At 53.7% G+C, this 25830-nt stretch carries 21 protein-coding genes, 2 tRNA genes, 2 rRNA genes and 1 riboswitch (1 of these 26 running past the window's edge); of the genes, 11 read left to right on the top strand and 14 right to left on the bottom strand.

Annotated elements, in window-relative coordinates:
• The 4 genes from FCN51_RS19720 to FCN51_RS19735 form a co-directional block, all read left to right on the top strand.
• Window positions 1-47, top strand: partial view of a hypothetical protein gene (locus tag FCN51_RS19720; RefSeq protein ID WP_160256661.1) — the 3' portion only. 148 nt of this gene lie to the left of the window's left edge; the window shows 47 of its 195 coding nt (coding positions 149-195); its start codon lies off the left edge, out of view; its stop codon occupies window positions 45-47.
• Between the two features lie 118 nt (window positions 48-165).
• Window positions 166-2908: ribosomal RNA gene (locus FCN51_RS19725) — 23S ribosomal RNA — on the top strand.
• A 108-nt stretch (window positions 2909-3016) separates the two neighbouring features.
• Window positions 3017-3132, top strand: a 5S ribosomal RNA gene (gene rrf / locus FCN51_RS19730).
• A 55-nt stretch (window positions 3133-3187) separates the two neighbouring features.
• Window positions 3188-3264 (top strand) — tRNA-Met (locus FCN51_RS19735).
• Between the two features lie 504 nt (window positions 3265-3768).
• Here the strand turns inward: FCN51_RS19735 and holA are convergent.
• The 7 genes from holA to FCN51_RS19770 all read right to left on the bottom strand — a co-directional run bounded on the left by holA (window position 3769) and on the right by FCN51_RS19770 (window position 11056).
• A complete protein-coding gene (gene holA / locus FCN51_RS19740; protein WP_064776303.1) occupies window positions 3769-4782 on the bottom strand; it encodes a DNA polymerase III subunit delta in 1014 nt (337 codons plus the stop codon).
• Window positions 4783-4797: 15 nt separating this feature from the next.
• A complete protein-coding gene (locus tag FCN51_RS19745; protein WP_003626238.1) occupies window positions 4798-5493 on the bottom strand; it encodes an LPS assembly lipoprotein LptE in 696 nt (231 codons plus the stop codon).
• The gene (gene leuS / locus FCN51_RS19750; protein WP_160256662.1) at window positions 5493-8111 is read right to left on the bottom strand and encodes a leucine--tRNA ligase; all 2619 of its coding nucleotides are present in this window, start codon (window positions 8109-8111) and stop codon (window positions 5493-5495) included. The genes FCN51_RS19745 and leuS overlap by 1 nt, the downstream gene beginning before the upstream one ends.
• A gap of 59 nt (window positions 8112-8170) precedes the next feature.
• Window positions 8171-8707, bottom strand: coding sequence for a DUF3576 domain-containing protein (locus FCN51_RS19755; RefSeq protein ID WP_014457565.1), 537 nt, complete (start codon window positions 8705-8707; stop codon window positions 8171-8173).
• A gap of 239 nt (window positions 8708-8946) precedes the next feature.
• Window positions 8947-10041 (bottom strand): transglycosylase SLT domain-containing protein, encoded by a 1095-nt coding sequence (locus FCN51_RS19760; protein ID WP_160256663.1) that lies wholly within the window; start codon window positions 10039-10041, stop codon window positions 8947-8949.
• A gap of 73 nt (window positions 10042-10114) precedes the next feature.
• Window positions 10115-10336 carry a hypothetical protein gene (locus tag FCN51_RS19765; RefSeq protein WP_160256664.1) on the bottom strand — a complete coding sequence of 74 codons (222 nt, stop codon included), beginning with the start codon at window positions 10334-10336 and terminating at the stop codon, window positions 10115-10117.
• 183 nt (window positions 10337-10519) lie between these two features.
• The gene (locus FCN51_RS19770; RefSeq protein WP_160256665.1) at window positions 10520-11056 is read right to left on the bottom strand and encodes a DUF721 domain-containing protein; all 537 of its coding nucleotides are present in this window, start codon (window positions 11054-11056) and stop codon (window positions 10520-10522) included.
• A gap of 10 nt (window positions 11057-11066) precedes the next feature.
• Between FCN51_RS19770 and mutY the strand changes: the two genes are divergently transcribed.
• On the top strand, window positions 11067-12140 hold the full coding sequence (mutY, locus tag FCN51_RS19775; RefSeq protein WP_160256666.1) for an A/G-specific adenine glycosylase: 1074 nt from the start codon (window positions 11067-11069) through the stop codon (window positions 12138-12140).
• 2 nt (window positions 12141-12142) lie between these two features.
• A complete protein-coding gene (gene hemH / locus FCN51_RS19780; protein WP_160256667.1) occupies window positions 12143-13171 on the top strand; it encodes a ferrochelatase in 1029 nt (342 codons plus the stop codon).
• 39 nt (window positions 13172-13210) lie between these two features.
• Here the strand turns inward: hemH and nth are convergent, their stop codons facing one another.
• On the bottom strand, window positions 13211-14020 hold the full coding sequence (nth, locus tag FCN51_RS19785) for an endonuclease III (protein WP_160256668.1): 810 nt from the start codon (window positions 14018-14020) through the stop codon (window positions 13211-13213).
• 117 nt (window positions 14021-14137) lie between these two features.
• Between nth and FCN51_RS19790 the strand changes: the two genes are divergently transcribed.
• Entirely contained in the window at window positions 14138-15931 is a 1794-nt protein-coding gene (locus FCN51_RS19790; protein WP_160256669.1) for an ABC transporter ATP-binding protein, read from the top strand.
• 67 nt (window positions 15932-15998) lie between these two features.
• Here the strand turns inward: FCN51_RS19790 and FCN51_RS19795 are convergent.
• The 4 genes from FCN51_RS19795 to gatC all read right to left on the bottom strand — a co-directional run bounded on the left by FCN51_RS19795 (window position 15999) and on the right by gatC (window position 19419).
• Window positions 15999-16091 (bottom strand) — tRNA-Ser (locus FCN51_RS19795).
• Window positions 16092-16193: 102 nt separating this feature from the next.
• The gene (gene gatB, locus FCN51_RS19800) at window positions 16194-17648 is read right to left on the bottom strand and encodes an Asp-tRNA(Asn)/Glu-tRNA(Gln) amidotransferase subunit GatB (RefSeq protein WP_160256670.1); all 1455 of its coding nucleotides are present in this window, start codon (window positions 17646-17648) and stop codon (window positions 16194-16196) included.
• Window positions 17645-19132 carry an Asp-tRNA(Asn)/Glu-tRNA(Gln) amidotransferase subunit GatA gene (gene gatA, locus FCN51_RS19805; protein ID WP_014457560.1) on the bottom strand — a complete coding sequence of 496 codons (1488 nt, stop codon included), beginning with the start codon at window positions 19130-19132 and terminating at the stop codon, window positions 17645-17647. Before gatA ends, gatB begins: the two co-directional genes overlap by 4 nt.
• Complete coding sequence (gene gatC, locus FCN51_RS19810; RefSeq protein WP_003626251.1) at window positions 19132-19419, bottom strand: Asp-tRNA(Asn)/Glu-tRNA(Gln) amidotransferase subunit GatC; 288 nt, start codon at window positions 19417-19419, stop codon at window positions 19132-19134. The genes gatA and gatC overlap by 1 nt, the downstream gene beginning before the upstream one ends.
• An 80-nt stretch (window positions 19420-19499) precedes the next feature.
• Here gatC and ruvX point away from each other — a divergent pair, with 80 nt between their 5' ends.
• The gene (gene ruvX / locus FCN51_RS19815) at window positions 19500-19964 is read left to right on the top strand and encodes a Holliday junction resolvase RuvX (protein WP_160256671.1); all 465 of its coding nucleotides are present in this window, start codon (window positions 19500-19502) and stop codon (window positions 19962-19964) included.
• A 2-nt stretch (window positions 19965-19966) separates the two neighbouring features.
• Window positions 19967-20623, top strand: coding sequence for an endoglucanase (locus FCN51_RS19820; RefSeq protein WP_160256672.1), 657 nt, complete (start codon window positions 19967-19969; stop codon window positions 20621-20623).
• Window positions 20624-21000: 377 nt separating this feature from the next.
• Here the strand turns inward: FCN51_RS19820 and gabT are convergent, their stop codons facing one another.
• Together gabT and FCN51_RS19830 are read right to left on the bottom strand one after the other, a co-directional pair.
• Window positions 21001-22287: a 4-aminobutyrate--2-oxoglutarate transaminase gene (gene gabT, locus FCN51_RS19825; protein ID WP_064776305.1), complete on the bottom strand. Its 1287-nt coding sequence runs from the start codon at window positions 22285-22287 to the stop codon at window positions 21001-21003.
• Between the two features lie 159 nt (window positions 22288-22446).
• Entirely contained in the window at window positions 22447-23394 is a 948-nt protein-coding gene (locus FCN51_RS19830) for a LysR substrate-binding domain-containing protein (RefSeq protein WP_014457557.1), read from the bottom strand.
• 117 nt (window positions 23395-23511) lie between these two features.
• Window positions 23512-23732: riboswitch (cobalamin riboswitch) on the top strand.
• Between the two features lie 119 nt (window positions 23733-23851).
• On the opposite strand from FCN51_RS19830, the gene FCN51_RS19835 reads away from it, so the two are divergent.
• Both FCN51_RS19835 and FCN51_RS19840 read left to right on the top strand, forming a co-directional pair.
• On the top strand, window positions 23852-25444 hold the full coding sequence (locus FCN51_RS19835; RefSeq protein WP_160256673.1) for a carbohydrate porin: 1593 nt from the start codon (window positions 23852-23854) through the stop codon (window positions 25442-25444).
• Between the two features lie 145 nt (window positions 25445-25589).
• The gene (locus FCN51_RS19840; protein WP_124296184.1) at window positions 25590-25808 is read left to right on the top strand and encodes a CbtB domain-containing protein; all 219 of its coding nucleotides are present in this window, start codon (window positions 25590-25592) and stop codon (window positions 25806-25808) included.
• The last annotated feature ends 22 nt before the right edge of the window (window positions 25809-25830 follow it).

The raw sequence follows: 25830 nt of genomic DNA on the forward strand, positions 1-25830 counted from the left end.
GGGTTGGTCTGACCCGTATTGAGCAAAGAGATTTGCTCATGCGTTAAGCATTTCTGGTGTAAGCGTTCAGAAGCGTTTTGAAGAAGTAGACGTACTCGGATGCGTCATGCTTTGGAGCTGTTTGTATCTGCATGAGTAGGTATGGATGGTTTCTGTGCATGGGGTGAGTGAGTATGAGAAGGGCATTCGGTGGATGCCTTGGCACTAGGAGGCGACGAAGGACGTAGCACGCTGCGATAAGCTGTGGGGAGCCGCGAGCAGGCATTGATCCGCAGATTTCCGAATGGGGCAACCCACCCAGCGATGGGTATCGTGATCTGAATACATAGGGTTACGAGGCGAACCCGGGGAACTGAAACATCTCAGTACCTGGAGGAAAAGACATCAATTGAGATTCTGCTAGTAGTGGCGAGCGAACGCGGAACAGGCCAGTCATTTTTGAAGAAGAAGCAGAACAGTCTGGAAAGGCTGACCATAGTGGGTGACAGTCCCGTATGTGTAGTGTCTTTGGAAATGCTTGAGTAGGGCGGGGCACGTGAAACCCTGTCTGAACATGGGGGGACCACCCTCCAAGCCTAAATACTCCCTAGTGACCGATAGCGAACAAGTACCGTGAGGGAAAGGTGAAAAGCACCCCGACGAGGGGAGTGAAAGAGACCTGAAACCGGATGCCTACAAGCAGTCGGAGCCTCTTATGGGGTGACGGCGTACCTTTTGTATAATGGGTCAGCGAGTTTCTGTTTGCAGCGAGCTTAAGCCGTTAGGTGTAGGCGTAGCGAAAGCGAGTCTGAATAGGGCGCATAGTTGCTGGCAGAAGACCCGAAACCGAGTGATCTAGCCATGGCCAGGCTGAAGGTGCGGTAACACGCACTGGAGGGCCGAACCCACGCCTGTTGAAAAAGTCGGGGATGAGCTGTGGCTAGGGGTGAAAGGCCAATCAAACTCGGAGATAGCTGGTTCTCCGCGAAATCTATTGAGGTAGACCGTCAGGTGGTTACCCCGGGGGGTAGAGCACTGGATGGGCTAGGGGGGCCCAAAGCCTTACCAAACCCAACCAAACTCCGAATACCCGGAAGTATAGCCTGGCAGACAGACAGTGGGTGCTAAGGTCCATTGTCGAGAGGGAAACAGCCCAGACCACCAGCTAAGGCCCCCAAATCGTGGCTAAGTGGGAAAGGATGTGGGGATTCCATAACAACCAGGAGGTTGGCTTAGAAGCAGCCATCCTTTAAAGAAAGCGTAATAGCTCACTGGTCTAATAGAAACCCTGCGCCGAAAATGTAACGGGGCTCAAGCCACGTGCCGAAGCTGTGGGTGCATATCTATGATATGCGCGGTAGCGGAGCGTTCCGTAAGTCAGTGAAGGAGACGGGGTGACCCTCTCTGGAGATATCGGAAGTGCGAATGCTGACATGAGTAGCGACAAACAGTGCGAGAAACACTGTCGCCGAAAGTCCAAGGGTTCCTGCGCAAGGTTAATCCACGCAGGGTTAGTCGGCCCCTAAGGCGAGGGCGAGAGCCGTAGTCGATGGGAAACAGGTGAATATTCCTGTACCTGCCAGAAGTGACGAATGCGATATGTTGTCAGGTCTTAACGGATTGATCTGGCTTTTGGAGCATTCCAGGAAATAGCTCTGGCGTATAGACCGTACCCGAAACCGACACAGGTGGACTGGTAGAGAATACCAAGGCGCTTGAGAGAACGATGCTGAAGGAACTAGGCAAATTGCTCGTGTAACTTCGGGATAAGCGAGACCCGTTGGTGGGCAACCATTGGCGGGTGGCACAGACCAGGGGGTAGCGACTGTTTATTAAAAACACAGGACTCTGCGAAGTCGAAAGACGACGTATAGGGTCTGACGCCTGCCCGGTGCCGGAAGGTTAAGAGGAGGTGTGAGAGCACTGAATTGAAGCCCCGGTAAACGGCGGCCGTAACTATAACGGTCCTAAGGTAGCGAAATTCCTTGTCGGGTAAGTTCCGACCTGCACGAATGGCGTAACGACTTCCCCGCTGTCTCCAGCATCGGCTCAGCGAAATTGAATTCCCCGTGAAGATGCGGGGTATCCGCGGTCAGACGGAAAGACCCTATGAACCTTTACTGCAGCTTTACAGTGGCATCAGAGACATTCTGTGTAGGATAGGTGGGAGGCTTTGAAGCAGGGGCGCCAGTTCCTGTGGAGCCATCCTTGAAATACCACCCTGAATTTTTCTGATGTCTAACCGTGGTCAGTTAGCCTGATCCGGGACCCTGTATGGTGGGCAGTTTGACTGGGGCGGTCGCCTCCCAAAGTGTAACGGAGGCGCGCGATGGTGGGCTCAGGCCGGTCGGAAACCGGCTGTTGAGTGCAATGGCATAAGCCCGCCTGACTGCGAGAGTGACAGCTCGAGCAGAGACGAAAGTCGGCCATAGTGATCCGGTGGTCCCGCGTGGAAGGGCCATCGCTCAACGGATAAAAGGTACTCTAGGGATAACAGGCTGATCTCCCCCAAGAGTCCACATCGACGGGGAGGTTTGGCACCTCGATGTCGGCTCATCACATCCTGGGGCTGGAGCAGGTCCCAAGGGTTCGGCTGTTCGCCGATTAAAGTGGTACGTGAGCTGGGTTTAGAACGTCGTGAGACAGTTCGGTCCCTATCTGCCGTGGATGTTGGAGACTTGAGAGGATTTGTCCCTAGTACGAGAGGACCGGGATGAACATACCTCTGGTGCACCGGTTGTCGCGCCAGCGGCACCGCCGGGTAGCTAAGTATGGAAGGGATAACCGCTGAAAGCATCTAAGCGGGAAACCCACCTCAAAACTAGGTCTCCCTGAGGGTCGTGGTAGACCACCACGTTAATAGGCCAGGTGTGAAAGCGCGGTAACGCGTGCAGCTAACTGGTCCTAATCACCCAATAGGCTCACTCTCTTACTGTCCCCTTAAAAGGACAGCCCGTGCACAGAAATCATCCATATATCGCCTACTTCTTCATAACCAACCGTCCTCCACACACCCCTTACAGGGTGGACTGGATGACCTGGTGGCCATGGCGGGGAGAGATCCACCCGATCCCATCCCGAACTCGGCCGTGAAAACCCCCAGCGCCTATGATACTGTGGCTTAAGCCACGGGAAAGTCGGTCGCCGCCAGGTCTTCCAATCCACCCTACCCAAATCTTACCCATACAAATTTCAACACACTTACAACCGCGGGGTGGAGCAGCCCGGTAGCTCGTCAGGCTCATAACCTGAAGGCCGCAGGTTCAAATCCTGCCCCCGCAACCAAGATTTACCAAATAAAATCAAAGATTTAAAAGGTCGGCAAGCGGCCTTTTGGCGTTCTACGACGCAATCGTCAGAATGCGTATATATGCAGTGCAGAACTTATAAGAGCGGAAAATGTGTGTTGGTGTCCGCGGCGGGATTCGAACCCACGGCCCCAGGATTCATACCACTTCAGCTTTCACTGCCGTTGCATTTACATACTACGCAACGTTCGTGGTCTGGACTGTCCCTTTACCGTAAACCTGAGAAACCAGGTTATTAGGTACTGCCCGTCCAGTCTCTACACCTTCCTTACTCTATAAAAGCATAAGGCTTGGCTCGGGATTGGCACAATCTGTTACCCAGATTAAGCGTTCCCCGACTTTGAGCAGATTCACTATAATGTTTCCAATTATAGTGCCCAATTAAATAGGAATCCTGTGCTCTATCCTGCTGAGCTACGCGGACACACGCTTTTCGTATACTGAAAGAGATTGGTAGGAACAAGAGATAAAACGAACAGGCCTATCGTCTCGCCTGCATGGCTGCCCGAGCAGTTAAAGTGGAAACGTACCGCCGGCACAGCAAAGCGTCGGGGCTGCCTGTTTGTTTGCAGGCATATTCCAGTGCCTGTGTTTCTTCCACGGCTTTGGTAAGAGCTGGGAGAGACCATAACTCCAATGCCCTGTTAAAACTTGCTGTGCGTTTAAAAAAAACTGGGGGCCGAAGTGCCTTAACAGCCTCACTTCGGCTAACTCCAGCAGCCATGGCAGCTCTTACACGGCGAAGCCTATGCAGATGCCCTAGAAAAGATCTGGCAATGGCAATAGGGCTTGTATCTTCCGCTAATGCTCTTTCTAGGGCTGTGTCTGCGGCAATGCGGTTGCCTTCTGTTGCAGCAAAAGCCGCATCTTCCAAAGAGACACTCCCAGCATCCCCTATGCTTGCACGCACATCATCTAATGTCAGGTTGCCAGTATCACCGGCATACAAACATAGTTTTTCTATTTCGCTACGCGCTGCAGCACGGTCTGCACCCAGCCGGCTGGTCAACCAATGCAAGGCATCAGAATCAATACGCACATTATGCTCTGCCAGCATGCGCGTAATGGAGGATTCCAGATTACGGCCTTCTTCTGGGTAACAGCCGATACTGGCGCAGTTGGGATGTTTTTCCAGAAAACCACGAAGCTTGGAGCGCGATGAAAGACCCGGTGCTTCCAGTATAACAAGAGTATCACTGTTTTGGGCCAGAAAGGCCTCTAACGGCTTGAGCAGGGCATCGGAAGCATCACGCACACGCACCACACGACGGCCCCCCATAAGGGAAAGCGCCGTGGCTTCTTCCATCAGTTTCTCATGCGTTTCACGGTCAAGAACAGCAACCCGGAAAGGATCATCTGCTGATCCGCCTATTTTAATAACAGCGTCCTGAGCGCGTTCTTTAATAAGCCCTGTATCTTCACCATGCAGAAGCAGGATGCGCCATGCGCCAGGATCAGCCAGAACGCGGGATAGGTTGCGGGCGTCTATCTTCATAAAATAAAAGCCGGCTTAATACTGGCTTGGTCCACCACGCCCAGTTGCCATATCTGGAATCGCATCAGCACCTTCCTGTTCCATAGGCACTTCTTTGTCAGATTCTGGCATGGCTGTTGGAATAGGATAAAAAGCTTTTGGCCCTTGATCACGAGAGACAGCAGGGGCTGCCTGAGTGCGGAACCATGTAGAAACCTGCTGGGTAATTTGTTCACCAAGGGTTTGGGCCACACGCCCCATAGCTGTTTCGTTGTTCAATGTCTGGGCAAAATACTGTTCGTATGTGTTGGTGTAGCCATCCATTGTGGTGGTATCACCCTGCGCCAGCAATTTTGGGTTTTGCTCTACAGTTAGCAATTGCCAGTGGGCATGGCCGGTAATACGCGTGCGCCCGGATGTGTTATCTGAGTGAATGTCGATCGCTTCTGCATTGAAGGATGGCATCACAATCAGTGTGTATTTATGTGGGTCTTCTGGTCCATCTGCAGCCATTTGCTGCTGCAAGGCCAATCGCAACTGTTGGCCTGTACGTTCTGGTATATTGGCAACGTAGATTTCTTTAAGTTCTGAGTTAACATCTACGTTGTTCTTCCCGTTTTCTCCATACAGAGGCTGAAAGCCGCAACCGCTCAGCACAACTGGCAAAGCAACCAGTGGCGCAATTGCCAGTGCAAGACGTGCGGAGCGAAGGAGAAAACGGGAATGAGCCATTAGCCTGCCGTTACAAAGTTAACAATACGATTAGGAACATGCACGCGTTTTACAATGCGTTTGCCTTCCAGAAGCCGCGCCACATTAGGCTCTGCTTCTGCGCGGGCAACAACGGCTGCGGCATCTTCATCTGGTTGCGCTTCAATAGTGCCGCGTAGTTTGCCCATAATCTGCACAGCAATTGTAATATGCGTTGCTGTAAGCAGCTCAGGGTTGGCTTCTGGCCATGCTTGCTGGGCTGCTAAACCAGCAGAAGGCAGAACCAGCGCAAACATTTCTTCAGCAAGGTGCGGCATCATGGGTGCGCAAAGGAGGCACAGTGTCTGCGCAGCTTCGCGGCGTGCAAAGGCCATACCAGGAACCGTTGCAGATTTTTCAGCTTCTGCCAGAGCAGATGTTAGCTCATGAATACGGGCAACGGCCACGTTAATGGCAAAACCTTCCAGAGCTTCCGTTACAGCAGCAATGGTGCGGTGCGTGGTGCGGCGTAGCGTATCAGCCTGACGGTCGATATCAGTAGGGCATTCTGTTCTGGCGGGAACATCCTGCGCAACTGTGCGGATGGTACGGAACAAGCGCTGGCTAAAGCGGGCTGCCCCAGCCACACCAGCTTCTGTCCATTCCATGTCGCGTTCAGGCGGGCTGTCAGAAAGCACAAACCAACGGGCGGTATCGGCACCAAAGCGCTCAATGATGGCAACAGGTGCAACCGTATTCCGCTTGGATTTGGACATTTTTTCCACACGGCCAACGGTTACGGGCTCGGTGGTGCCGCGTTTCACACAGCCATTCGCTGTGCGTTCCACTTCTTCTGGATACAGCCAGTTACCTGCAGAATCCTTATAGCTTTCATGGCTTACCATGCCTTGGGTGAACAGCCCGGCAAAGGGTTCGTCCACATCCAGATGCCCAGTGCGGTGCATGGCGCGGGTGAAGAAACGCGCATACAGCAGATGTAGAATGGCGTGTTCAATACCACCGATATACTGATCGACAGGCAGCCAGCCATCAGCAGCAGCCCTCACCGTGGGCGTAGGTGCATGCGGTGCTGTAAAGCGGGCAAAATACCAGGAGCTATCTACAAACGTGTCAAACGTGTCTGTCTCACGCGTGGCGGGCTTGCCGCATTTTGGGCAAGTCGTGTGCTTCCATGTGGGGTGATGGTCCAGCGGGTTACCGGGTTTATCGAAAGACACGTCATCTGGCAGCTCAACAGGAAGTTGCTCATCCGGCACGGCAACCGGGCCGCAATCTGCGCAATGAATGATGGGGATAGGGCAGCCCCAATAACGCTGGCGGGAAATACCCCAGTCACGCAGGCGCCAGTTAACCACACCTTGCCCGATGCCCAGACCTTCCAGCCGGGAAATGGCTTCTTTCCGCGCTTCTTCGGTAGAAAGACCATCAAGGAAGCCGGAATTGATCATGGTGCCATCACCGGTATAGGCGGTGGTGGTGATAGCAAAATCAGCCTGATCCTTGCCGGCAGGCAACACAACAGGTGTGACTGGCAGGTTGTATTTATGTGCAAAGTCCAGATCACGCTGGTCACCGGCAGGGCAGCCAAACAGCGCGCCTGTGCCGTAATCCATCAGTACAAAATTGGCGATCCAGACCGGAAAGCTTTTATCCATAAACGGATGGTTGACCCGCAGGCCTGTATCAAAACCGCGCTTTTCAGCCGTTTCTACAGCTTCTACGGATGTGCCAAGCCGGCGACATTCCGCCACAAATTCTGCCGCTTGTGGGTTCTGCTGAGCAGCCCATGCAGCCAGCGGGTGATCTGGAGCAATAGCCAGAAAGGACATGCCAAACAGCGTGTCCGGTCGGGTGGTGAACACTTCTACGGCGTTCAGGTTTTCATCAAGCCCGGCGGGCGGCTGATGGAGAGAGAAGCGCAGCTTTGCCCCTTCAGAACGGCCAATCCAGCGTTCCTGCATGGTGCGCACACGTTCTGGCCAGCGGTCTAGCGTTTTAAGCCCGTTCAGCAGGTCTTCAGCAAAGTCAGTGATCTTCAGGAACCACTGTGAAAGCTGCTTTTTCTCAATAGGGGCGCCAGAACGCCACCCCTTACCATCGACCACCTGTTCATTTGCCAGAACAGTCTGATCAATCGGGTCCCAGTTGACCCAGCTTTCACGCCGTTCAACCAGGCCACCTTTTAGAAAATCCAAAAAGAGCTTCTGCTGCTTGCCGTAGTAGTCTGGCAGGCAGGTTGCTATTTCTCTATCCCAGTTCAAAGAAAAGCCCAGACGCTGCAATGTGCCGCGCATGGTGGCAATGTTGTTCAGCGTCCATTCCTTGGGGTGCACGCCACGTTCACGCGCTGCGTTTTCTGCTGGCAGGCCAAACGCATCCCACCCCATGGGGTGCAGCACAGAAAAACCACGAGCGCGCTTATAGCGGGCAATCACATCTCCCAGTGCATAGTTGCGCACATGCCCCATGTGCAACTGCCCAGATGGGTAGGGGAACATTTCCAATACATAGTATTTGGGCTTGTTCGCTGGGGGAACGTCAGGAACGGTGAAAATATCGGCATCTGCCCAGGCTTTCTGCCATTTGGGTTCAACCGTATTAAAATCATAGGACGTGGGCGTGCTGGAAGACTGGGACATGAATATTCTGTGTCTGAGACCTGAATGAAGGGGAATGTGAAAAAGGCGCCGGGATAAAATTAGCTATCCCGGTTGCCATTATCGGCCCGCAGCTTACGTGCGCGGGAGAGAATACGTGCAGCAATATCAGATGCGGTATTGGGGGCAGGTGGGGTATCTACCCATTCTTCCCCTTGCTTGATCTGGCGGAACACGCTCAGGCGCAGGGCATCAGACCGCAGACGCTTGTCCAGAATAAAGGCGGTTACCTTAAAGCGTTCATCATGGGCAGCAGGTGGGGTGTACCAGTCTGTCAGGATAATACCGCCTTCTGCATCTGCGGTAGAAACCGGCAGGAAGGAAAGGGTATCAAGGGTTGCGCGCCACAAATAGGCGTTTACGCCCCCTTTAAGTTCTGCATCACCACCAGATGCTCCGCGGTCTTCGGCCAGCAGATGGTTGCGCGGTGCTGTCAGACCATTGTCTGATCTATCACCAGAAGAGCACGCAGCTAACAGGCCAAGACCTGCACATGCGGTAAGCAAGGTGCTGGCGTGGCGGAACCCGGCAGGCGCATGGCTGGCGGCGGGACGGCAGGGCATGAGACGACGAAGCATGGTGTCGGTACGGCTCCTTCAGCGCTGGGTATCCGTGTTTCCCGGTCGCCTTTGCAAATGTTCAGGTCTGGCTTCGGGGTCAAGTGAGTGTTCTGCTTATCTCATATCCTTTCAGTTCTGTCCCGCCAAGCATTTGCTGGGGAGAGATGTTCAACCGCGCATTGAAAACGGGGGTAAGGCAGGAGAAATCATGCCTCGGACACGTATGCGCGGTTGATGCCGAAGGGATGCAATATAATTCAGCGCGTTACGGCAACGCAGTTCAAACCTTGCTGCTTCAAGGACATACAGATTGTATCTGTCTGGGCAGATGGTAGGCCCGCTAAGCGTGAGCGCCACACGGATTGTCCGCTGCTTTTAAGGGCAATCCGGTCTATGCGATCTTCCGCACCAGCGAGAGCGGGCGTGGCTTGATGTGCGATTTGGATGGCATGCTGCGCTCTCTCCTGCGAGGAAAAAGCACCAATTTGGATAATGGCGCCACCAGAGGGGGTGTTCTGCTGCCATACCATTGCAGGCCCAGAAACGGGTGCGGTGTTGGCGGCCTGATAAGTTGGTGGCGTGTCTGTTACTGGTTGGGTATCAGCGGAAGATGATACCGGAATAGCACTGCCATCGGTGGCGGAAGGCGCTGGTGGTTGTATGTCATCTGTAATAGGCGGTGCAATGCCCGGTGAGGCAATGCTGGCAACCTGTTGAGCCGGCGCAACCGTAGCAGCAGGTGTAACTGTTGGGGCTTGTGTGTCTGCAATGGCAATTGCGCTTGCTGGCGTAATGCTACTAGGCACTGGGTCATTCAGATGCGGGGAAACGGACGCCAGATAAGCTTTGGCATAAGAAGGCAGGGCCGTATGGCGAGAACGGTGGTTTTCCATACACTGCGGCCCGCAGCTATATGCGGCCAGAAAATCGGGAGAACCAAACCTGTCATACAATTGGCGGATATAACCACTGCCTGCCATAATGTTGTCGTGCGGATTATAGGGGTCCGAGCCAAGCTGATAGCGCTTGGCGAGTTCACGGTAAGTATCTGGCTTAATCTGCATAAGCCCCACGGCCCCATGTACAGAGCGTGTGAGATGGCCATGCATGTATTGGTGGCCCCCAGATTCCTGCTGCATCACAGCCCTGATCCATGCCTGAGGGATGGAAAAGCGGGTGGAGGCTTCCTGAATATAAGGCCCCCATTTATCTACGGCAGGGCCCGGTGGATTGTAGCTGGAACGTGGCTGGTTCGCGCAGCCTGCCAGCATGGCAAGGCTGGCAAAAGCCATTAAAAACCGCTTTTTCTGACGCAAAGAGACAGCCAAAGAACAACCCATAAGCAAAGACATACTTAACTTATGGTGCGCTGTGCGCCTTTGTGATGCAATCCTGATTTTATGCGAATGCTGGAGAACTGGTATTTTACGGTGTTTTATGTGTTTTGGCCGCGACTTGGCGTACCAGATCTGGGTTGGTCCGGCGGATCTGCCCTGCCCGTAAAACGCTGGCAGTGGAATAGGCAGGAGAAGCTACCCATTCTTGCAGAAACTGCAGGTCGGAAAGGCTATCTCGTGTTTTATGCCCTGTGGAAATATTTGTGTTCTGGCGTGTCATGTTCAGTGTCGTGTTAGGTTTACGCAACATGGCGCAGATCCTGTGATTATCCTGTATTTGTTGTTTGATTGTCAGACAAAGGCCCGAAAGAATTGGCTTTGCCCAGCTTTTGAAAAACTGGGCTTTGTAAGGCAATAAGATTATGTCAATTTCAAGAACAGAGGTTCAAAATAACTTTTTTATTACAATATAGCTGGGTAATCTTTCTTCGCATTACGAACGTTTTTTATTCTGACTTTTTAAAATATCAGTCCCCAAAGTTTCTAAAGCCTGCCGTAAAGGGCCTTCTTCCATTTCGGGGAGTGTGCAGATCACGCCGGGGTTCTGGGGTTTTCTGCGTTGTGGTCGGGGGCGAACGCCTGCGGCTGGGTCCTGCACAAAGCGCAGGCGGCTCACCAAAGGCTCCCCACACCATGTGTTGATACGTGCAATAAGCATATCCCCCAGATGCTGAAGCTCCATGGCAACAGGACCAGCACATGCAATGGTTAATGTGCCAGCAGAAAGACGGCGCGGGCTTGTAACAGCCGCATGTGCCGGACCTACCACATCTGGCCACTGGCTCATTAACATAGCGCCTGTGGGGGAACGCCGCCGAAAAGCCGGTGCCGTAACGGCTGGCAGCAGTGCAGCAAGGCTGCGTAGGTTTCTGGCGCGTGGCGGAGGGGCCGCTTCCGTTTTTTGAGGGCTGCGGCGTGCGGTGCGGCTTTTAGGTGTTACAGCCTTGCCGCCGTTGGCTTCCTTCTTCATAACTGCCTCCGTGACACATCCATCAGCCCACGCATTGCTTCATTGGTATGACCGACACCGCCGCACTTTGCCGTGGCGTGTTGTTGGCCAGTCTCATCCAGACCCGTATCGGGTATGGCTAAGCGAGATCATGCTACAGCAGACCACTGTTAAAGCGGTTGCCCCATATTATCTACGCTTTACAGAAAAGTTTCCGACAGTGCAGGCCTTGGCAAGTGCTGATCGGGAAGACGTTCTGGCTGCATGGGCTGGGCTGGGCTATTATTCCCGTGCCCGTAATTTGCACGCCTGTGCGCAGGCTGTGGTGGCGCTTGGCGGGTTTCCGCAAGATGTTCAGGGTTTGCGTGCCCTGCCAGGTATAGGCCCTTACACGGCTGCTGCTGTGGCAGCCATTGCCTTTGGGGTGCCTGTGGTGCCTGTGGATGGCAATGTAGAGCGTGTCACGGCACGCTTGTTCGCCATTACAGAACCATTGCCACCAGCCCGTAAAAAATTGGCGCAACTGGCCATAACGTTAAATGCGGACCGTGAAGCGCAGGAACGGCCATCTGACTTTGCACAGGCTTTGTTTGATTTAGGTTCTTCTCTGTGCTCACCGCGTGCACCGGCCTGTGGCCTGTGTCCGTGGCAAGGGGAATGTGCGGGGCATAAACAGGGTATTGCAGCCGAATTACCGCGTAAGCTGCCTAAGGCAGAACGCCCTGTGCGCTACGGCGCAGCCTTTCTTGCCCAAGATGCAGCCGGGCAAATTCTGCTGCGTAAAAGGGCAGAAAAAGGACTTCTGGCCGCCATGACGGAACTGCCCGGCACTGAATGGCGATTAGAAAACTGGAGCGAAGCAGAAATTCTACAAGTGGCGCCTTTTGCAGCAGGCTGGAAGTTGGCGGGGCGTGTTAAGCATGTGTTTACACATTTTACCTTATATCTGGATGTATATGTGGCCCAGATAAAGCATTTTTCCAATCAGGCTGTGAGTGATGGTTTTTTGGTGCCTGTGGAATGTGTGAAAGATACAGCATTACCTTCTGTGATGCAGAAATGCTTTGAAAAAGGTTTAAGCTGTTTGAAAGAAAAGAAGTCATAAACATGGTTTTTCATCATATTCCGCCTCAGCCACAACACGCACAGGCTGCCCCACGAGTTGGTATCCTGTTGGTTAATCTGGGCACCCCGGATGATACAGGCTACCGGGCCGTGCGCCGTTATCTTTCCGAATTTCTGTCTGACCGTCGGGTGATAGAAGGGCCACCAGCACTTTGGCAGCCAATCTTGCAAGGGGTTGTGCTGACAACTCGCCCGCGTAGAAGCGGGAAAGCCTACGCGCGTATCTGGAATACTCATAAAGATGAAAGCCCCTTGCGCACCTATACGCGCCATCAGGCTGATGCACTGAGCGCGCGTTTTGCGGCACAAAATGTGCCTGTTGCGTGGGGTATGCGTTATGGCACGCCGACTATTGCGCAAGCGCTGCACGAATTGCTTGAAAAAGGGTGTGATCGCGTTTTGTGCATGCCGCTTTATCCGCAGTACAGCGCCACAACAACAGCCACTGCAAATGACCAGTTGTTTCGTGCGCTGATGCGTTTGCGTAATCAGCCTGCCATACGCACACTTCCATCATTTCCGGATAACCCGGCTTTTATTAAAGCTATTGCAGATTCTATCCGTCTGGCAGAGGCAGAAGCTGATATTCCTTTCCAGATGATTGTCGCCTCCTTTCACGGTTTGCCAGAAGAATATGTTCGTAAGGGTGATTCCTATCGGGCGGAATGTGAAAGAACTGTTGTGGCCTTACGCAAGGAGTTGGGGCGGGATGAAACAACCCTGCCCATGACATTCCAGTCCCGGTTTGGGCCAACCAAATGGTTGGAACCTTACACGGCACCATTTATTGCCGGTTTGCCGGAAAAAGGTATTACCAGCATTGCCGTTGTAACGCCCTGCTTTATGGCGGATTGTCTGGAAACACTGGATGAAATCGGCAACGAAGTGCGCGAAGAATTCATACAGGCAGGTGGGCAGGAATTTACGCTGGTGCCATGCCTGAATGATACGCCCGCCAGCATTGATTTGCTGGAGGCTTTAGCACATCAGGAACTTGCAGGCTGGCTATAAGGGTTTTGCCATCTAGCTAGGTAGAGCCTGTGTGGGATTCTACCCGGCTAAGGTTTTCGGTGCCTTTACACGTGGCGCGGGTGTTTTGTCTGGAAACAGGCAGGGATTTTGAGCATTGCAGCGCCAGCACTCAGGTTTTCTGGCTTTACAGACATATCTTCCCTGAAGAATCATCCAATGATGGGAAGGCTGTATCATTTCCAGAGGAATACGGGCTTCCAGAGATTTTTCAACAGCTTCTACGGTTTTGCCCCGTCCTAGCCCAGACCTATTAGCCAAACGGAAAACATGCGTATCTACCGGTACGGTAGGTTTGTGGAACGCAACATTCAGCACAACGTTTGCTGTTTTGCGGCCTACACCAGCCAGTTTTTCCAATTCCTCCCGCGTGCCGGGCACTTTACCATGATGGTCTTCTACAAGTTGGCGGGAAAGTTCGACCACATTTTTGGCTTTGTTGCGCCACAGCCCAATGGTGCGAATAAGTTTGCCCACTTCTTCTTCTCCCAGTTCCACCATGGCGGCAGGAGTGGGGGCGGCCTCAAACAAAGCAGGTGTTACGCGGTTGACGGAGGCATCTGTTGCCTGAGCTGAAAGTACTACGGCCACCAGTAGCGTAAAGGGTGTGGTGTAAAGTAGTTCAGTTTGAGCATCTGGCCATGCTTGGGAAAGGTCTGTCAGAAAACTGTATATTTCCTGCGGCGTCATATCTCGTGGCGCAATAGCAGCCGGTCCACTGCTAGGTGTGGCTGGGGCCGTTTTTTTGGCTGCCGTGCGTTTTTTTGCCCGCGACTTATCCATCGGTTTGTCTGAGTTCACGGGGGCTGCTGTGGTGGGTTTTTTGGCCATAGGTGCAGTGTAACGCGTCTGGCTGTATGGCGTCCATGCTCATGCGCATTCCGGATTTGCAGGGCTTTATGTCTCAGGATACACAGCGCATCGGTTTTGTTTTTTCAGGTTTTTATCATGCCACAAGCTTCAGAAAGTCATGTCGAATCCGGGCGTAAGGCATCGCTTTTTGTGGATGTGCTGAAGTTTGTGGTGCGGCGCTGGCTGGCGTTCCCTCTGCCCTTAACCATAACAGCCGGGAGCATTTTGGCTGCTACGGTGGCTGATGTGCTGATGCCTTTGGCTGCGGGGCGTTTGGTAACAGATGTTTCCGCTCCGGCAGCGCAGGCAGGCAAAGTGCATGATGCCCTATGGATGCTTGCCGCCATGGCAGCATGTGGGTTTGGGAATGTGCTGTTAAAGCGGTACGCTTATTTGGGCATTACGCACCTGACCACTCAGGTCATGCAGAAAATAGGTTCCGAAGCTTTTGCGCATGTACAAAAGCTTTCTGCAGAATGGCATACCAATACGTTTGCAGGTTCCACGGTGCGGCGCTTAACGCGCGGTATGTGGGCTGTAGACATGCTGGATGATACGCTGCTTTTAATGCTGATACCCGAAGCGTGCCTGCTAGTGCTGACAACTCTGGTGCTGGGGTGGCATTGGCCGTTTATGGGGGCCATTCTGGGCGTGCTTTCTATTTTATTTATTGTGCTTTCCTGCACATTAACGCTGCGTTATGTGGCGCCTTCTGCGCGTGCTGCCAATGCGTGGGATAGCCGTATGGGTGCTGCTCTGGCAGACGCCATAACCTGCAATACGGTTGTAAAAGCTTTTGGTGCAGAACAGCGTGAAGAAAGCCGACTACAGGCACTTATTTCCCAATGGCGCAAGGCCACCATTTATACATGGACCAAAGGTACAGACAGCGCAAACATTCAGGCAACTGTTGTTATGTGTATGCGCCTTATTCTGGCTGGTGCTGCTGTTTGGTTGTGGTGGAAGGGGCGTGCTGGCCCTGGTGATGTAGCCTATGTGCTGACCATGACCTTTTTGGTGCAGGGATACCTGCGCGATATTGGGCAGCAGGTTTCCGTCGTGCAGAGATCTGTCAATGAAATGGAAGAATTACTGGCGTTGTGGAGAACGCCTGCGGCGGTAGCAGATCCTAGCAATCCAGTGCCTTTGCAAGTGAGTGCAGGGGAAATCCGTTTTGAACATGTCTTGTTTAAATATCCGGGGCAGGAGCGGGCGCTTTTTACAGATCTTTCCGTTACAATTGCCGCCGGTAGTCGGGTGGGGTTGGTAGGGCCTTCTGGTTCAGGGAAATCAAGTTTCATTAAACTGCTACAGCGCTTTTATGTGCCGCAGTCAGGTAGAATTTTGATTGATGGCACAGATATTGCACGCGTGCGTCAGTCTGATTTGCGGGCAAAAATTGCCTTAGTGCCGCAGGAAGCTGTGCTGTTTCATCGGAGTCTGGCAGAAAATATTGCTTATGGCAGGCCAGATGCCACGCCAGAGCAAATTGCGCAGGCGGCCCAATTAGCCAATGCCGCTGGTTTTATTGATAGGCTCCCCGAAGGATACCAAACGCTAGTGGGTGAGCGAGGGGTCAAACTTTCGGGAGGGGAGCGTCAGCGCATTGCCATTGCGCGCGCCTTTTTGGCTGATGCCCCCATACTGGTGTTGGATGAAGCTACTGCCAGTCTGGATTCCGAATCCGAAGCATTGGTGCAGGAAGCAATGGAGCGCCTGATGACAGGTCGTACCGTTCTGGTGGTTGCACACCGCCTTGCCACTGTTGTCGGGCTGGATCGGATTCTGGTTTTTGAACACGGCCAGATTGTAGAAGATGGCGCACATACAACGCTGATTCAGCAACAAAACGGGCTGTACCGCCGGTTGTATGATTTGCAGACCCTTTAACGCGGCCTTGGCGCGGAAGAAGGCTGGGAAATACGTAAATTATGGAATTGGGGGAGATTTCTATCTCTGGCGGAGGGGAAGGGATTCGAACCCTCGATACGACTTGACATCGTATAACGGTTTAGCAAACCGCCGCCTTCAGCCACTCGGCCACCCCTCCGCCGAAGAGTGCGAACATACACGACGTTTGCACCGCTGCTTTTAGGGGGTTCAACGCGTTCCGTCAAACCCCCTAAAAACTTATTTTTTCAAATTGTGGATTTTAGCCGTCTAGCTGAGCCTTGAGGGCCGAATTTACCAGAGCAGGGTTTGCCTTGCCTTTGGTTTCCTTCATGACCTGTCCCACAAAGAATCCGAACAGCTTGTCTTTGCCGCCACGGTATTCTGCCACCTTATCCGCATGTTTTTCCAAAATGGCGGCAATGGCGGCATCAATCACACCTGTGTCGGTGACCTGCCGCAGGCCTTTGCGTTCCACAATGGCATCCGGGCTATCACCGGTTTCCACCATGTCTTCAAACACTTCCTTGGCAATCTTACCGTTGATGGTGCCATCAGCAATCAGATCAAGCATTTTACCCAAGGAGACCGCGCTGACAGGGCTGGTTTCAATGGTGTTGCTGGTGCGGTTCAGGGCTGCAAACAGATCACCAATTACCCAGCTTGCCGCCAGCTTGCCATCGCGCCCTTTGGCTACGGTTTCATAAAAATCAGCCACAGCCTGTTCTGCAACCAGCACACCAGCATCGTAAGATGGAATGCCGTAGTCTTTCTGGAAGCGTGCACGCTTTGCGTCCGGCAGTTCTGGCAGCTTGGATTTCAGTTCATCCACCCATGCTTGTTCTACCACCAGCGGCAGCAGGTCAGGATCTGGGAAGTAGCGGTAATCATGCGCATCTTCCTTGGAACGCATGGTACGGGTTTCGCCGCGGCCTGGATCAAACAGGCGTGTTTCCTGATCAACTTCCCCACCGTTTTCCCAGATTTCAATCTGGCGTGTGGCTTCCACTTCAATGGCCTGCATAACAAAGCGGATGGAGTTGACGTTCTTGATCTCGCAACGGGTGCGGAAGGGTTCGCCCGCTTTGCGCACAGAAACGTTTACGTCTGCACGCATGGAGCCTTCTTCCATGTTGCCATCACACGTGCCCAGATAGCGCAGAATCTGGCGCAGCTTACGCAGGTAGGCCCCGGCTTCTTCTGGTTCGCGAATATCGGGTTCGCTCACAATTTCCATCAGGGCCACACCGGCGCGGTTCAGGTCCACAAAGGATTTTGTGGGGTCCTGATCATGCAGCAGCTTACCGGCGTCCTGTTCCAGATGCAGGCGGGTAATGCCAATCTGGCGTGTTTCGCCGTTCTGAAGCTCAATTTCGATAGAACCCTTGCCGATGATCGGGTGCTCGAACTGGCTGATCTGGTAACCCTGCGGCAGGTCGGCGTAAAAGTAGTTTTTACGGTCAAACCGGCTGAACAGGTTGATCTGGGCATTCAGCCCCAACCCGGTGCGGATGGCCTGCGCCACGCATTCCTTGTTGATAACAGGCAGCATACCGGGGAAGGCCGCATCAACAAGGCTGACCTGTGTGTTCGGGTCACCCCCAAATTTTGTGGAAGCACCGGAAAACAGCTTGGACTGACTGATAACCTGTGCATGCACTTCCAGCCCCACCACAATTTCCCACGGGCCGGTTTTACCTTCAATTACGTAGCTCATGCGCCTGCTCCCGCATGTACGGACGGAAGGTGCGTAAAGCCTGCCGCCGCTTCTAACGCGCCGCCAATGGACAGCACGGTTTCTTCATCAAAATGCTTGCCAATGACCTGCAGCCCCAGCGGCAGGCCATTACCGTTCAGCCCAACCGGAACGGAAAGGGCAGGCACGCCGGCCATGCTGGCGGGCACGGTAAAGATATCGTTCAGATACATCTGCACCGGGTCATCCATGTTTTCACCCTGCGCAAAGGCAGCAGATGGCGCGGTGGGGGTTAGCAGCACATCTACATTTTCAAACGCCTGTTCAAAATCGCGCTTGATAAGGGTGCGGACTTTCTGGGCTTTCAGATAGTAAGCATCGTAATAGCCTGCAGAAAGCACGTAGGTGCCCATCAGAATACGGTTGCGCACTTCTGCACCAAACCCTGCGGCACGTGTGGCTTCATATACACCATCCAGCGTAGGCGCATCCTTGCGGATGCCAAAGCGGATGCCATCATAACGCGCCAGGTTGGAGGAGCATTCAGCCGGAGCAATAATGTAATAGGTGGTCAGGCCGTATTTGGTGTGCGGGAGAGAAACATCCACAATCTCGCAACCGGCTTCTTTCAGCCACGCAATGCCTTGTTCCCACATAGCCACAACTTCTGCTGGCAGGTTGGGGGAGCGATATTCTGTGGGAATACCCACGCGCAGGCCTTTTACGCTTTTACCAACAGCTTTGCTGAAAGCAGGCACTGGGCGGTTTGAGCAGGTGCTGTCTTTTTCATCAAAGCCAGCCATGGCTTCCAGCATCAGTCCGGCATCTGCCACGCTGCGCGTCATGGGGCCAGCCTGATCGAGCGAGCTTGCGAAGGCAATGGTGCCCCAGCGGCTGCAACGGCCATAGGTGGGCTTTAGCCCCACAATACCGCAATACGCGGCAGGCTGGCGGATGGAACCACCGGTATCCGTGCCTGTGGCAGCAAGGCCCAAGCCAGCAGCAACAGCGGCGGAAGACCCACCGGAAGATCCACCCGGCACCAGTGTGGCGGAGGGATCATCCTTACGCTTCCACGGGCTTGCCACCGGTCCGAAAGCCGATGTGATGTTGGCAGAGCCCATGGCAAATTCATCAAGGTTGGTTTTGCCAAGGAAAACCGCACCAGCTTTCAGCAGGTTGGCTGTTACTGTGCTTTCATAAGGCGGCACAAAGTTTTCCAGCATCTTGCTGGCGGCCGTGGTGCGCACGCCCTTGGTGCAGAACAGATCTTTCACACCAATGGGCAGGCCATCCATAAGGCCTGCAGTGCCTGCGGCGTAACGCGCATCTGCCGCATCTGCCGCAGCCAGAACTGTTTCTTCTGGCAGCACGGTAATATAGGCATTCAGCACCGGGTTCAGGCGAGCAATGGCGTCCATCTGGGCTTTGGCCAGTTCCCGTGCAGAAAATTTGCGGGCGGCAAGCCCTTCACGCGCTTGGGTGAGCGTCAGTCCGGTCAGCATTATTCCACCACCTTGGGTACTGTGTAGAAGGGGCCAGATGTTTCTGGCGCACAGGCCAGCAGGGCATCACGGCAGTTGCCGTCTGTTACCTTATCTTCCCGCTGGCGCAGGGTTTCGGTTTCTGTCCCCACCATGGGGGGAACGCCTTCCACATCCACTTCGGCAAGCTGGTCAATCCAGCCCAGAATACCGTTCAGCTTCTGGCGTGTGGCTTCAAGCTCATGCTCTTCCAGCCCGATACGGGCCAGTTTGGCAATGCGGCGGGTGGTCGCAAGGTCTAGCGACATGAAAGCGGACCCCTCTTTTCTTGATCTCAATAGGAAGAAAGCACCTAGCATAATCGCGCGAAAGGCAACATACCGTCCGTATGACACTGCTTAGCCTGACAGACCTTGTTGCAACCCTGCCCAGACACGCACGCCTGCTGGGGATAGACCCCGGCAAAAAGCAGGTGGGGCTGGCGCTTTCCGATGTTTCGCGCATGGTGGCCTCACCATTCCAAACAGTAAAGCGCGGTAAGCTGGGGCAAATGGCCAATTTTATTCGTGATCTTGCCAAAGAACACGAAATTGGCGGCATGGTTGTGGGGATCCCTCTTTCTTTGGATGGGTCCTTTGGCCCCGCAGCGCAGGCTAGCCATGATTGGGCGCTTGCGCTTTCGGAACAGACAGGTTTGCCCGTGTGCCAGTGGGATGAGCGCCTTTCCTCATCCGCTGTGAATCGTATGCTTATTGATGAGGCCGATCTCTCCCGCGCGCGTCGGGCGGAAATGGTGGATCGGCTGGCTGCAGCATACATCTTGCAGGCCGCGCTGGACTCTCTGCCACGTTAAACGTGTTTGGCGGTATTGCCACGGATGTGGCGTACATTTGCCATAAAGCCTTTGAATACTTACCTTTAACGATAAGGTTTTCACTTAAGAGGATGTATCTCGTGTCTCATAATTCTTTTCGGATGGCCGCTACAACTCTGCTGGGTGCTGCCATGTTTGCTCTAAGTCTGCCTTGCGCCCATGCTGAAGAAGGCGTGTTGGGCCGCGCATGGGATAACACCCGTGAAGGCACCGAGCACGCGTGGAACAAGACCAAGGAAGGCACGAACAAGGCTTGGGAAAAGACAAGCAACGGCACAGAAAAAGTGTGGGACAAGACCAAGGACGGTTCTCGCAAGACTTGGGACAAGACCACCGAAGGCAGTGAAAAGGCGTGGGATAAGACCAAGGAAGGCACCCACAACGCTTGGGATAAAACCCGCGAAGGCACTGAAAAAACCTGGGACAAAACTAAGGAAGGCTCCCACAAGGTTTGGAACAAGACCAGCGATGGCACCGAAAAGGCTTGGGATAAAACCAAGGACGGTTCTCGCAAGGCTTGGGACAAAACAAGTGAAGGCACTGAGCACGCTTGGAACAAGACCAAGGAAGGCACAGAAAATGCCGCGCATGATGTTGGCCGCTGGGGCCAGAACACGTTTTCTGATGACAAAAAATAACGCTGTATAACGACGGCTAAAAAAGCCCGCTCTACCTTTAATGGTAGGCGGGCTTTTTTGTTGTTTGCATAGGAAACAGGAGGGGCTGGAATATTTAATGTTTGATATGTGCAGCTTTGCGCATTTTTAAATTGTGCAAAGCGTGAAGTAATTTGCGAAAAGAATTTTGTATTTGCAGCCAATACGCGCCAAATGCTGTCATTCTGGCCTCCTGTTTTTCTTGATCGTTATTTTTAAGACTAAGCAGGAATGATGGCCTGACTATGACGGTATACTTGATGAAATGAATTCTGATTTTAAAAATATATGACAAGGCAAAGAAAAAGGCGGCCCCAGAAAAGGCCGCCTTTTTACTGATGACTGCAGAAAAATGCAGATCAGGCTTTTGCTTCTTCCAGCAGAATCTGTTCGATGATGTCCAAGCCTTCATCAACCAGTTCATCAGATGCAGTCAGCGGTGTCAGGATACGGATTGTAGCGCCCTGCACACCACAGGCCAACAGGATCAGGCCTTTTTCACAGGCACGGGCACACAGTTTGGAACCAAAGCCCTTGCGCTGTTCCACACCTTCATGGCGTTCCAGAATATCAAAGGCAACCATTGCGCCTAGCCCACGTGGCATGCTGACAGGCAGCATATCTGTGCGCTTGTGCCAGCCTGCAATGCGGGCTTTCAGGCGTTCGCCCATGCTGTTGGCGCGGTCCAGCAGCTTTTCTTCTTCAATAATATCCAACACAGCCAGCCCAGCAGCACAGCCCAGCGGAGCACCAGCATATGTGCCACCCAAGCCACCCGGAGGCACGGAATCCATCAGTTCCGCACGGCCAATGACGCCAGAAAGTGGGAAGCCACCTGCCAGAGATTTGGCAATGCACACCAGATCCGGTTCTACGCCAGAATGTTCAATACCAAACAGCTTGCCAGTACGGGCAAAGCCGCTCTGCACTTCATCGGCAATCAGTTTAATGCCGTGTTGGTCGCAAATCGCGCGCAGGTGTTTGAGCAGTGCAGTAGGGGCAACGCGGAAGCCGCCTTCACCCTGCACAGGCTCAATAATAATGGCGGCCACATTGTTGGGGGAGATATCAGCAGCAAACAGGAAGTTCAGCATCTTCAGGCTGTCTTCCACCGTGATGTCATGACCATCGGGGAAGGGGATGTGGTAAACTTCGCCAGGCAGGGTGCCGAAAGGTGCCTTGTAAGGCAGAACCTTACCCGTAAGTGCAGAAGCCAGCAGCGTGCGACCGTGGAACCCACCACAGAAAGCAATCACGCCATTACGGCCAGTTGCGGCACGCGCAATTTTTACGGCGTTTTCTGTAGCTTCCCCACCCGTGGTGAAGAAAATGGTTTTGGCATCGCCAGAAAACGGTGCGCGGGCGTTCAGCTTTTCAGCCAGTTCAATATAGGGCTCGTAAGCAGAAACCTGAAAAGCTGTGTGGGTAAAACGGTCTAGCTGCTTTTTAACAGCGTCCATTACTTTTGGGTGGCGATGGCCAACGTTCAGAACGGCAATGCCGCCGGCAAAATCAACATAGCGTTTGCCTTCCACATCCCAGATTTCGGCATTTTCTGCGCGGTCTGCAAAAACAGGGGTGGAGGTGGCAACACCGCGCGGCACAGCATTGGTGCGGCGGTTCAGAAGGTCTTTATTCGTGGCCATTAATACGGGCTCCCGGGAACTATGTTGCGGGCAAAGTTGTTTCTGTTCCGTAAAATGTTTCGCACGGCAGGGGGAGGAGATTTTTTGTTGCCTCTATGGTGATAAAAAGTCACCATCTATTTGGCGCGTACATATTTGGTGTGCCTATGCCTGCCAGCATTAAGGCAGGGTGGATGTGTTCTGGGTTTCCAGTTCTACTTGTTCCAAAAGCCAGTTTCGGAACGTGATGAGGGATTTTTTCTCCCATGTGGCGGTGGAAGCCCGCAGCAGATAAGCCCCCAAGGCCACTTCTCGCAAAGGGGTTTGCGTAGGCTGCACGCGCACCAGATGGCCTGTTTCAAGATCATTTCCCAGCAGGAAAATATTGCCCAGGGCGATGCCTTCTCCAGCGCGCGCAGCAGCCAATGTAATATGGGCCTGCCACAGGCGCGTTGCGGCTGGCAGTTTTGTGCAGGCAACATTTTGTGCATGAAACCAAAGTTTCCATTCGGCTTCATCTTCTTCCTGCAACAAGGGCGCGCGCAGCAAATCTGCCGTTGTGCGGGGTTGGCCGCCCAGTTCTGTCAGGCAGATGGGGGCCGCTACCGGAAACACATCCGGCCGTGCAATAATCATGCTGCGCGTATTGCGTGGCTCGGCTAACGGAGCATCATCCCGTACATAGCCGATATGGGCATGATTATCTGTTTCCACGCCAGTAACATGAAACGCCGTATTGGCATCTACCGGGCGCAGCATGATTTCCAGTTGAGGGTGTGCACGCCGAAAAGTGGAAAGCCGCGGCAGCAGCCAATGATAAGCAAATCCATGCGCACAGGTAATGGTAAGGGGCGGCGTATGGTTGCGAATATCTGCTGTAGCTGTCGCCAGTTCTTCCAATAATGGGGTGATGCGGGAATAATAGGTATGCCCTGCAAGTGTAAGGGTTCCCGTTTCCTTATCTCGCAAAGGGGTGCCTAGAATATTTTCCAGATCCCGAATGTGGCGGCTGATGGCGGCGTGATCTACGCGCAACTCTGCTGCTGCCCGTCTGATACCGCCCGTGCGTGCAAATGCCGTAAAGGCATTGAGCATGGCTAGAGGTGGAATGCGGTATCGTTGGTCCATAAGTCGCCAGTCAGGGAAAAGTCTGGAGAAACAGGTGGGTTAAAATGAGAGTTCTGGCAAGAGTGATGCACGTATATTCAGCCAAAGATTGAAATATAAGGCCAAAATAAGGTAAGGGTTACGCCACCTTACAACGGTCCCGCGCAAGCGGGTTTGAAAGGGAATGCCGGAGGCTCCAGTACCAGGAACCCAGTCGGCAACTGCCCTCGCAACTGTAGGCGGAGAGCGTATTACTCCTTGGCCGTATAAAGCGGCAGCCACTGGTGGCAACATCGGGAAGGCTGAGTAACGTGCCATGACCCGCAAGTCAGGAGACCTGCCGTTGTTGTCTTGTTTAACCGCCGGGCGAGGGAGCCGGAGGTGGATAATGTACTATGTTTACTCCGCCACTTTTGGCAGGTTTTTCTCGTAATCCCTTTGGTTGTTTTACCTTCATGCTGCGCGGTGAAGTGTAACAATGCCTTTCCCTACAAACAGAATTTGGAAGAGATTTCCGTATTCTCTGCATTGTTTGCTTCTGGCCGGAGGGGTGTTGGGCAACTTGCCCATCCTAGCGCATGGTGAAGAGACGCAGGTTGAGCAGGACCGTCGTCGTTTAGGCAATTCAGGGCCGTTGATTGAACAGATTGACCCGGCCACGGTGCGGGATTCCCAGCGTGCGGCAGAGGCAGCGGCTTCCGAGAAAAAAGGCGATGACACGCCAGACATGAGTGACCACCTGCTGGGCAACATGTGGGGCGCGCGGGATTGGATGGCCAGACACGGCATCAGCTTTGACATTCAGGAAGTGGATGAACTGTGGGGCAATGCCACAGGGGGCACGGCCTCGGGGGCTGATGGCGCCAGCGGGTCGGGCACCGGCCCCGCCTATGATGGTGTGACCATGCCCACCCTGACGGTCGATCTGGAAAAGCTGATCGGCCTGAAGGGCGGCACATTCAATGTCAGCGCCCTGCAGTTGCGCGGGCGCTCCATCTCGCAGGATCATCTGGCCAACTTCAACCCTGTCAGCGGGTTCGAGGCCGATCGTTCCACACGCCTGTTTGAGCTGTGGTATCAGCAGTCCTTTTTGGACGGCAAGCTGGACGTCAAGATCGGGCAGCAGGATCTGGATACCGAGTTCCTGATCAGTGATTACGGGGCTTTGTATCTGAACTCCAACTTCGGCTGGCCCATGGCGCCATCGGTCAACCTGTATGCCGGTGGGCCATCCTGGCCGCTGTCTTCTCCGGCCATTCGCATCCGGTATCGTCCCTCAGACAAGTTCACCTTCATGTTTGCCGCAGCGGATGACAACCCGCCGGGCAATCGCAACAACTCCTTTGGCATCCAGAACGGCGGCAACAGTGCAGATCCCACCAATCAGAATACTCATGATGAAGATGGCGCCAACTTCAACATGGGCACCGGTGCGCTGCTGATTACCGAACTGCAATATGCCCTCAACCCCCAACCCGATGACATGTCGCATGTCACTCAGGACCCCGGTCTGCCGGGTATCTACAAGCTGGGTGGCTATTACGATACGGCCAAATTCCCTGATTACCGCTACAACAATCAGGGCAAGGCTTTAGGGAGTGCGGCGGACACTACGGGCATTCCGCGGTGGGATCGGGGTAACTGGATGGTCTATGGCATTATTGACCAGATGATCTGGCGGCCCTCGCTCCAGTCCCCTCAATCTGTAGGTGTTTTTGCGCGTGCCACAGGCAATGGGGGAGATCGCAACATGATCAGCTTTGCTATTGATGCGGGCATCAACCTCAAGGCGCCCTTCAAGGGGCGTGACAATGACACGGTGGGTCTGGGCTGGGGCATTGGCCGGGCCTCTTCTGGCCAGCGGCGGTATGACCGTAACTCCGGTGCACCTGTGCAGGGCAATGAGAACCATCTGGAACTCACCTATCAGGCACAAGTGATGCCGTGGTGGGTCATGCAGCCGGACTTCCAGTATGTCTGGCATCCCTCTGGCGGTGTGACTGACTGGACAGGTAATCGTCTCGTCGGGAACGAAGCCATCTTCGGCCTCCATTCCAATATCACTTTCTAGGGACGGGGAGAGCAGCAGGCGTGTTCGGAATACTCTTGCTGTCAGGCTTTGTCATTCTATGATGAGGGCTGACCAAACCATGACGTTCTGTTTCAAACTCTTTTGTGCCTGCTCCGGTAGGCTTTATTAAAAAGGATACAACATCATGAACACATCCGTTCATACAGCTATGCCGGTTGCGGCAGCGGGCCAGAGCATTCCGGTTCGTGCCATTTTGCCTTGGGCTGTTTTCGGCCTGATTGTTTCTGCACTGCTGCTCTACTTTGTGGGTGCAGAGCAGGGTGCCACTTCCCTGATTTCCGGACACGCCGTGCATGAGTTTGTGCATGATGGCCGCCATCTGCTTGGTTTCCCCTGCCACTAAGGCATTAGAAGAAAGTTTTACT

The organism is Acetobacter pasteurianus (assembly GCF_009914215.2).
Classification (GTDB): domain Bacteria; phylum Pseudomonadota; class Alphaproteobacteria; order Acetobacterales; family Acetobacteraceae; genus Acetobacter; species Acetobacter pasteurianus.

What these genes read in the sequence shown, in the direction of transcription:
- holA (WP_064776303.1), bottom strand. Translation starts at nt 4,782, where the DNA reads ATGAAGATAGACGCCCGCAACCTATCCCGCGTTCTGGCTGATCCTGGC.
- FCN51_RS19745 (WP_003626238.1), bottom strand. Translation starts at nt 5,493, where the DNA reads ATGGCTCATTCCCGTTTTCTCCTTCGCTCCGCACGTCTTGCACTGGCA.
- leuS (WP_160256662.1), bottom strand. Translation starts at nt 8,111, where the DNA reads ATGTCCCAGTCTTCCAGCACGCCCACGTCCTATGATTTTAATACGGTT.
- FCN51_RS19755 (WP_014457565.1), bottom strand. Translation starts at nt 8,707, where the DNA reads ATGCTTCGTCGTCTCATGCCCTGCCGTCCCGCCGCCAGCCATGCGCCT.
- FCN51_RS19760 (WP_160256663.1), bottom strand. Translation starts at nt 10,041, where the DNA reads ATGTCTTTGCTTATGGGTTGTTCTTTGGCTGTCTCTTTGCGTCAGAAA.
- FCN51_RS19765 (WP_160256664.1), bottom strand. Translation starts at nt 10,336, where the DNA reads ATGTTGCGTAAACCTAACACGACACTGAACATGACACGCCAGAACACA.
- FCN51_RS19770 (WP_160256665.1), bottom strand. Translation starts at nt 11,056, where the DNA reads ATGAAGAAGGAAGCCAACGGCGGCAAGGCTGTAACACCTAAAAGCCGC.
- hemH (WP_160256667.1), top strand. Translation starts at nt 12,143, where the DNA reads ATGGTTTTTCATCATATTCCGCCTCAGCCACAACACGCACAGGCTGCC.
- nth (WP_160256668.1), bottom strand. Translation starts at nt 14,020, where the DNA reads ATGGCCAAAAAACCCACCACAGCAGCCCCCGTGAACTCAGACAAACCG.
- FCN51_RS19790 (WP_160256669.1), top strand. Translation starts at nt 14,138, where the DNA reads ATGCCACAAGCTTCAGAAAGTCATGTCGAATCCGGGCGTAAGGCATCG.
- gatB (WP_160256670.1), bottom strand. Translation starts at nt 17,648, where the DNA reads ATGAGCTACGTAATTGAAGGTAAAACCGGCCCGTGGGAAATTGTGGTG.
- gatA (WP_014457560.1), bottom strand. Translation starts at nt 19,132, where the DNA reads ATGCTGACCGGACTGACGCTCACCCAAGCGCGTGAAGGGCTTGCCGCC.
- gatC (WP_003626251.1), bottom strand. Translation starts at nt 19,419, where the DNA reads ATGTCGCTAGACCTTGCGACCACCCGCCGCATTGCCAAACTGGCCCGT.
- ruvX (WP_160256671.1), top strand. Translation starts at nt 19,500, where the DNA reads ATGACACTGCTTAGCCTGACAGACCTTGTTGCAACCCTGCCCAGACAC.
- gabT (WP_064776305.1), bottom strand. Translation starts at nt 22,287, where the DNA reads ATGGCCACGAATAAAGACCTTCTGAACCGCCGCACCAATGCTGTGCCG.
- FCN51_RS19830 (WP_014457557.1), bottom strand. Translation starts at nt 23,394, where the DNA reads ATGGACCAACGATACCGCATTCCACCTCTAGCCATGCTCAATGCCTTT.
- FCN51_RS19835 (WP_160256673.1), top strand. Translation starts at nt 23,852, where the DNA reads ATGCCTTTCCCTACAAACAGAATTTGGAAGAGATTTCCGTATTCTCTG.
- FCN51_RS19840 (WP_124296184.1), top strand. Translation starts at nt 25,590, where the DNA reads ATGAACACATCCGTTCATACAGCTATGCCGGTTGCGGCAGCGGGCCAG.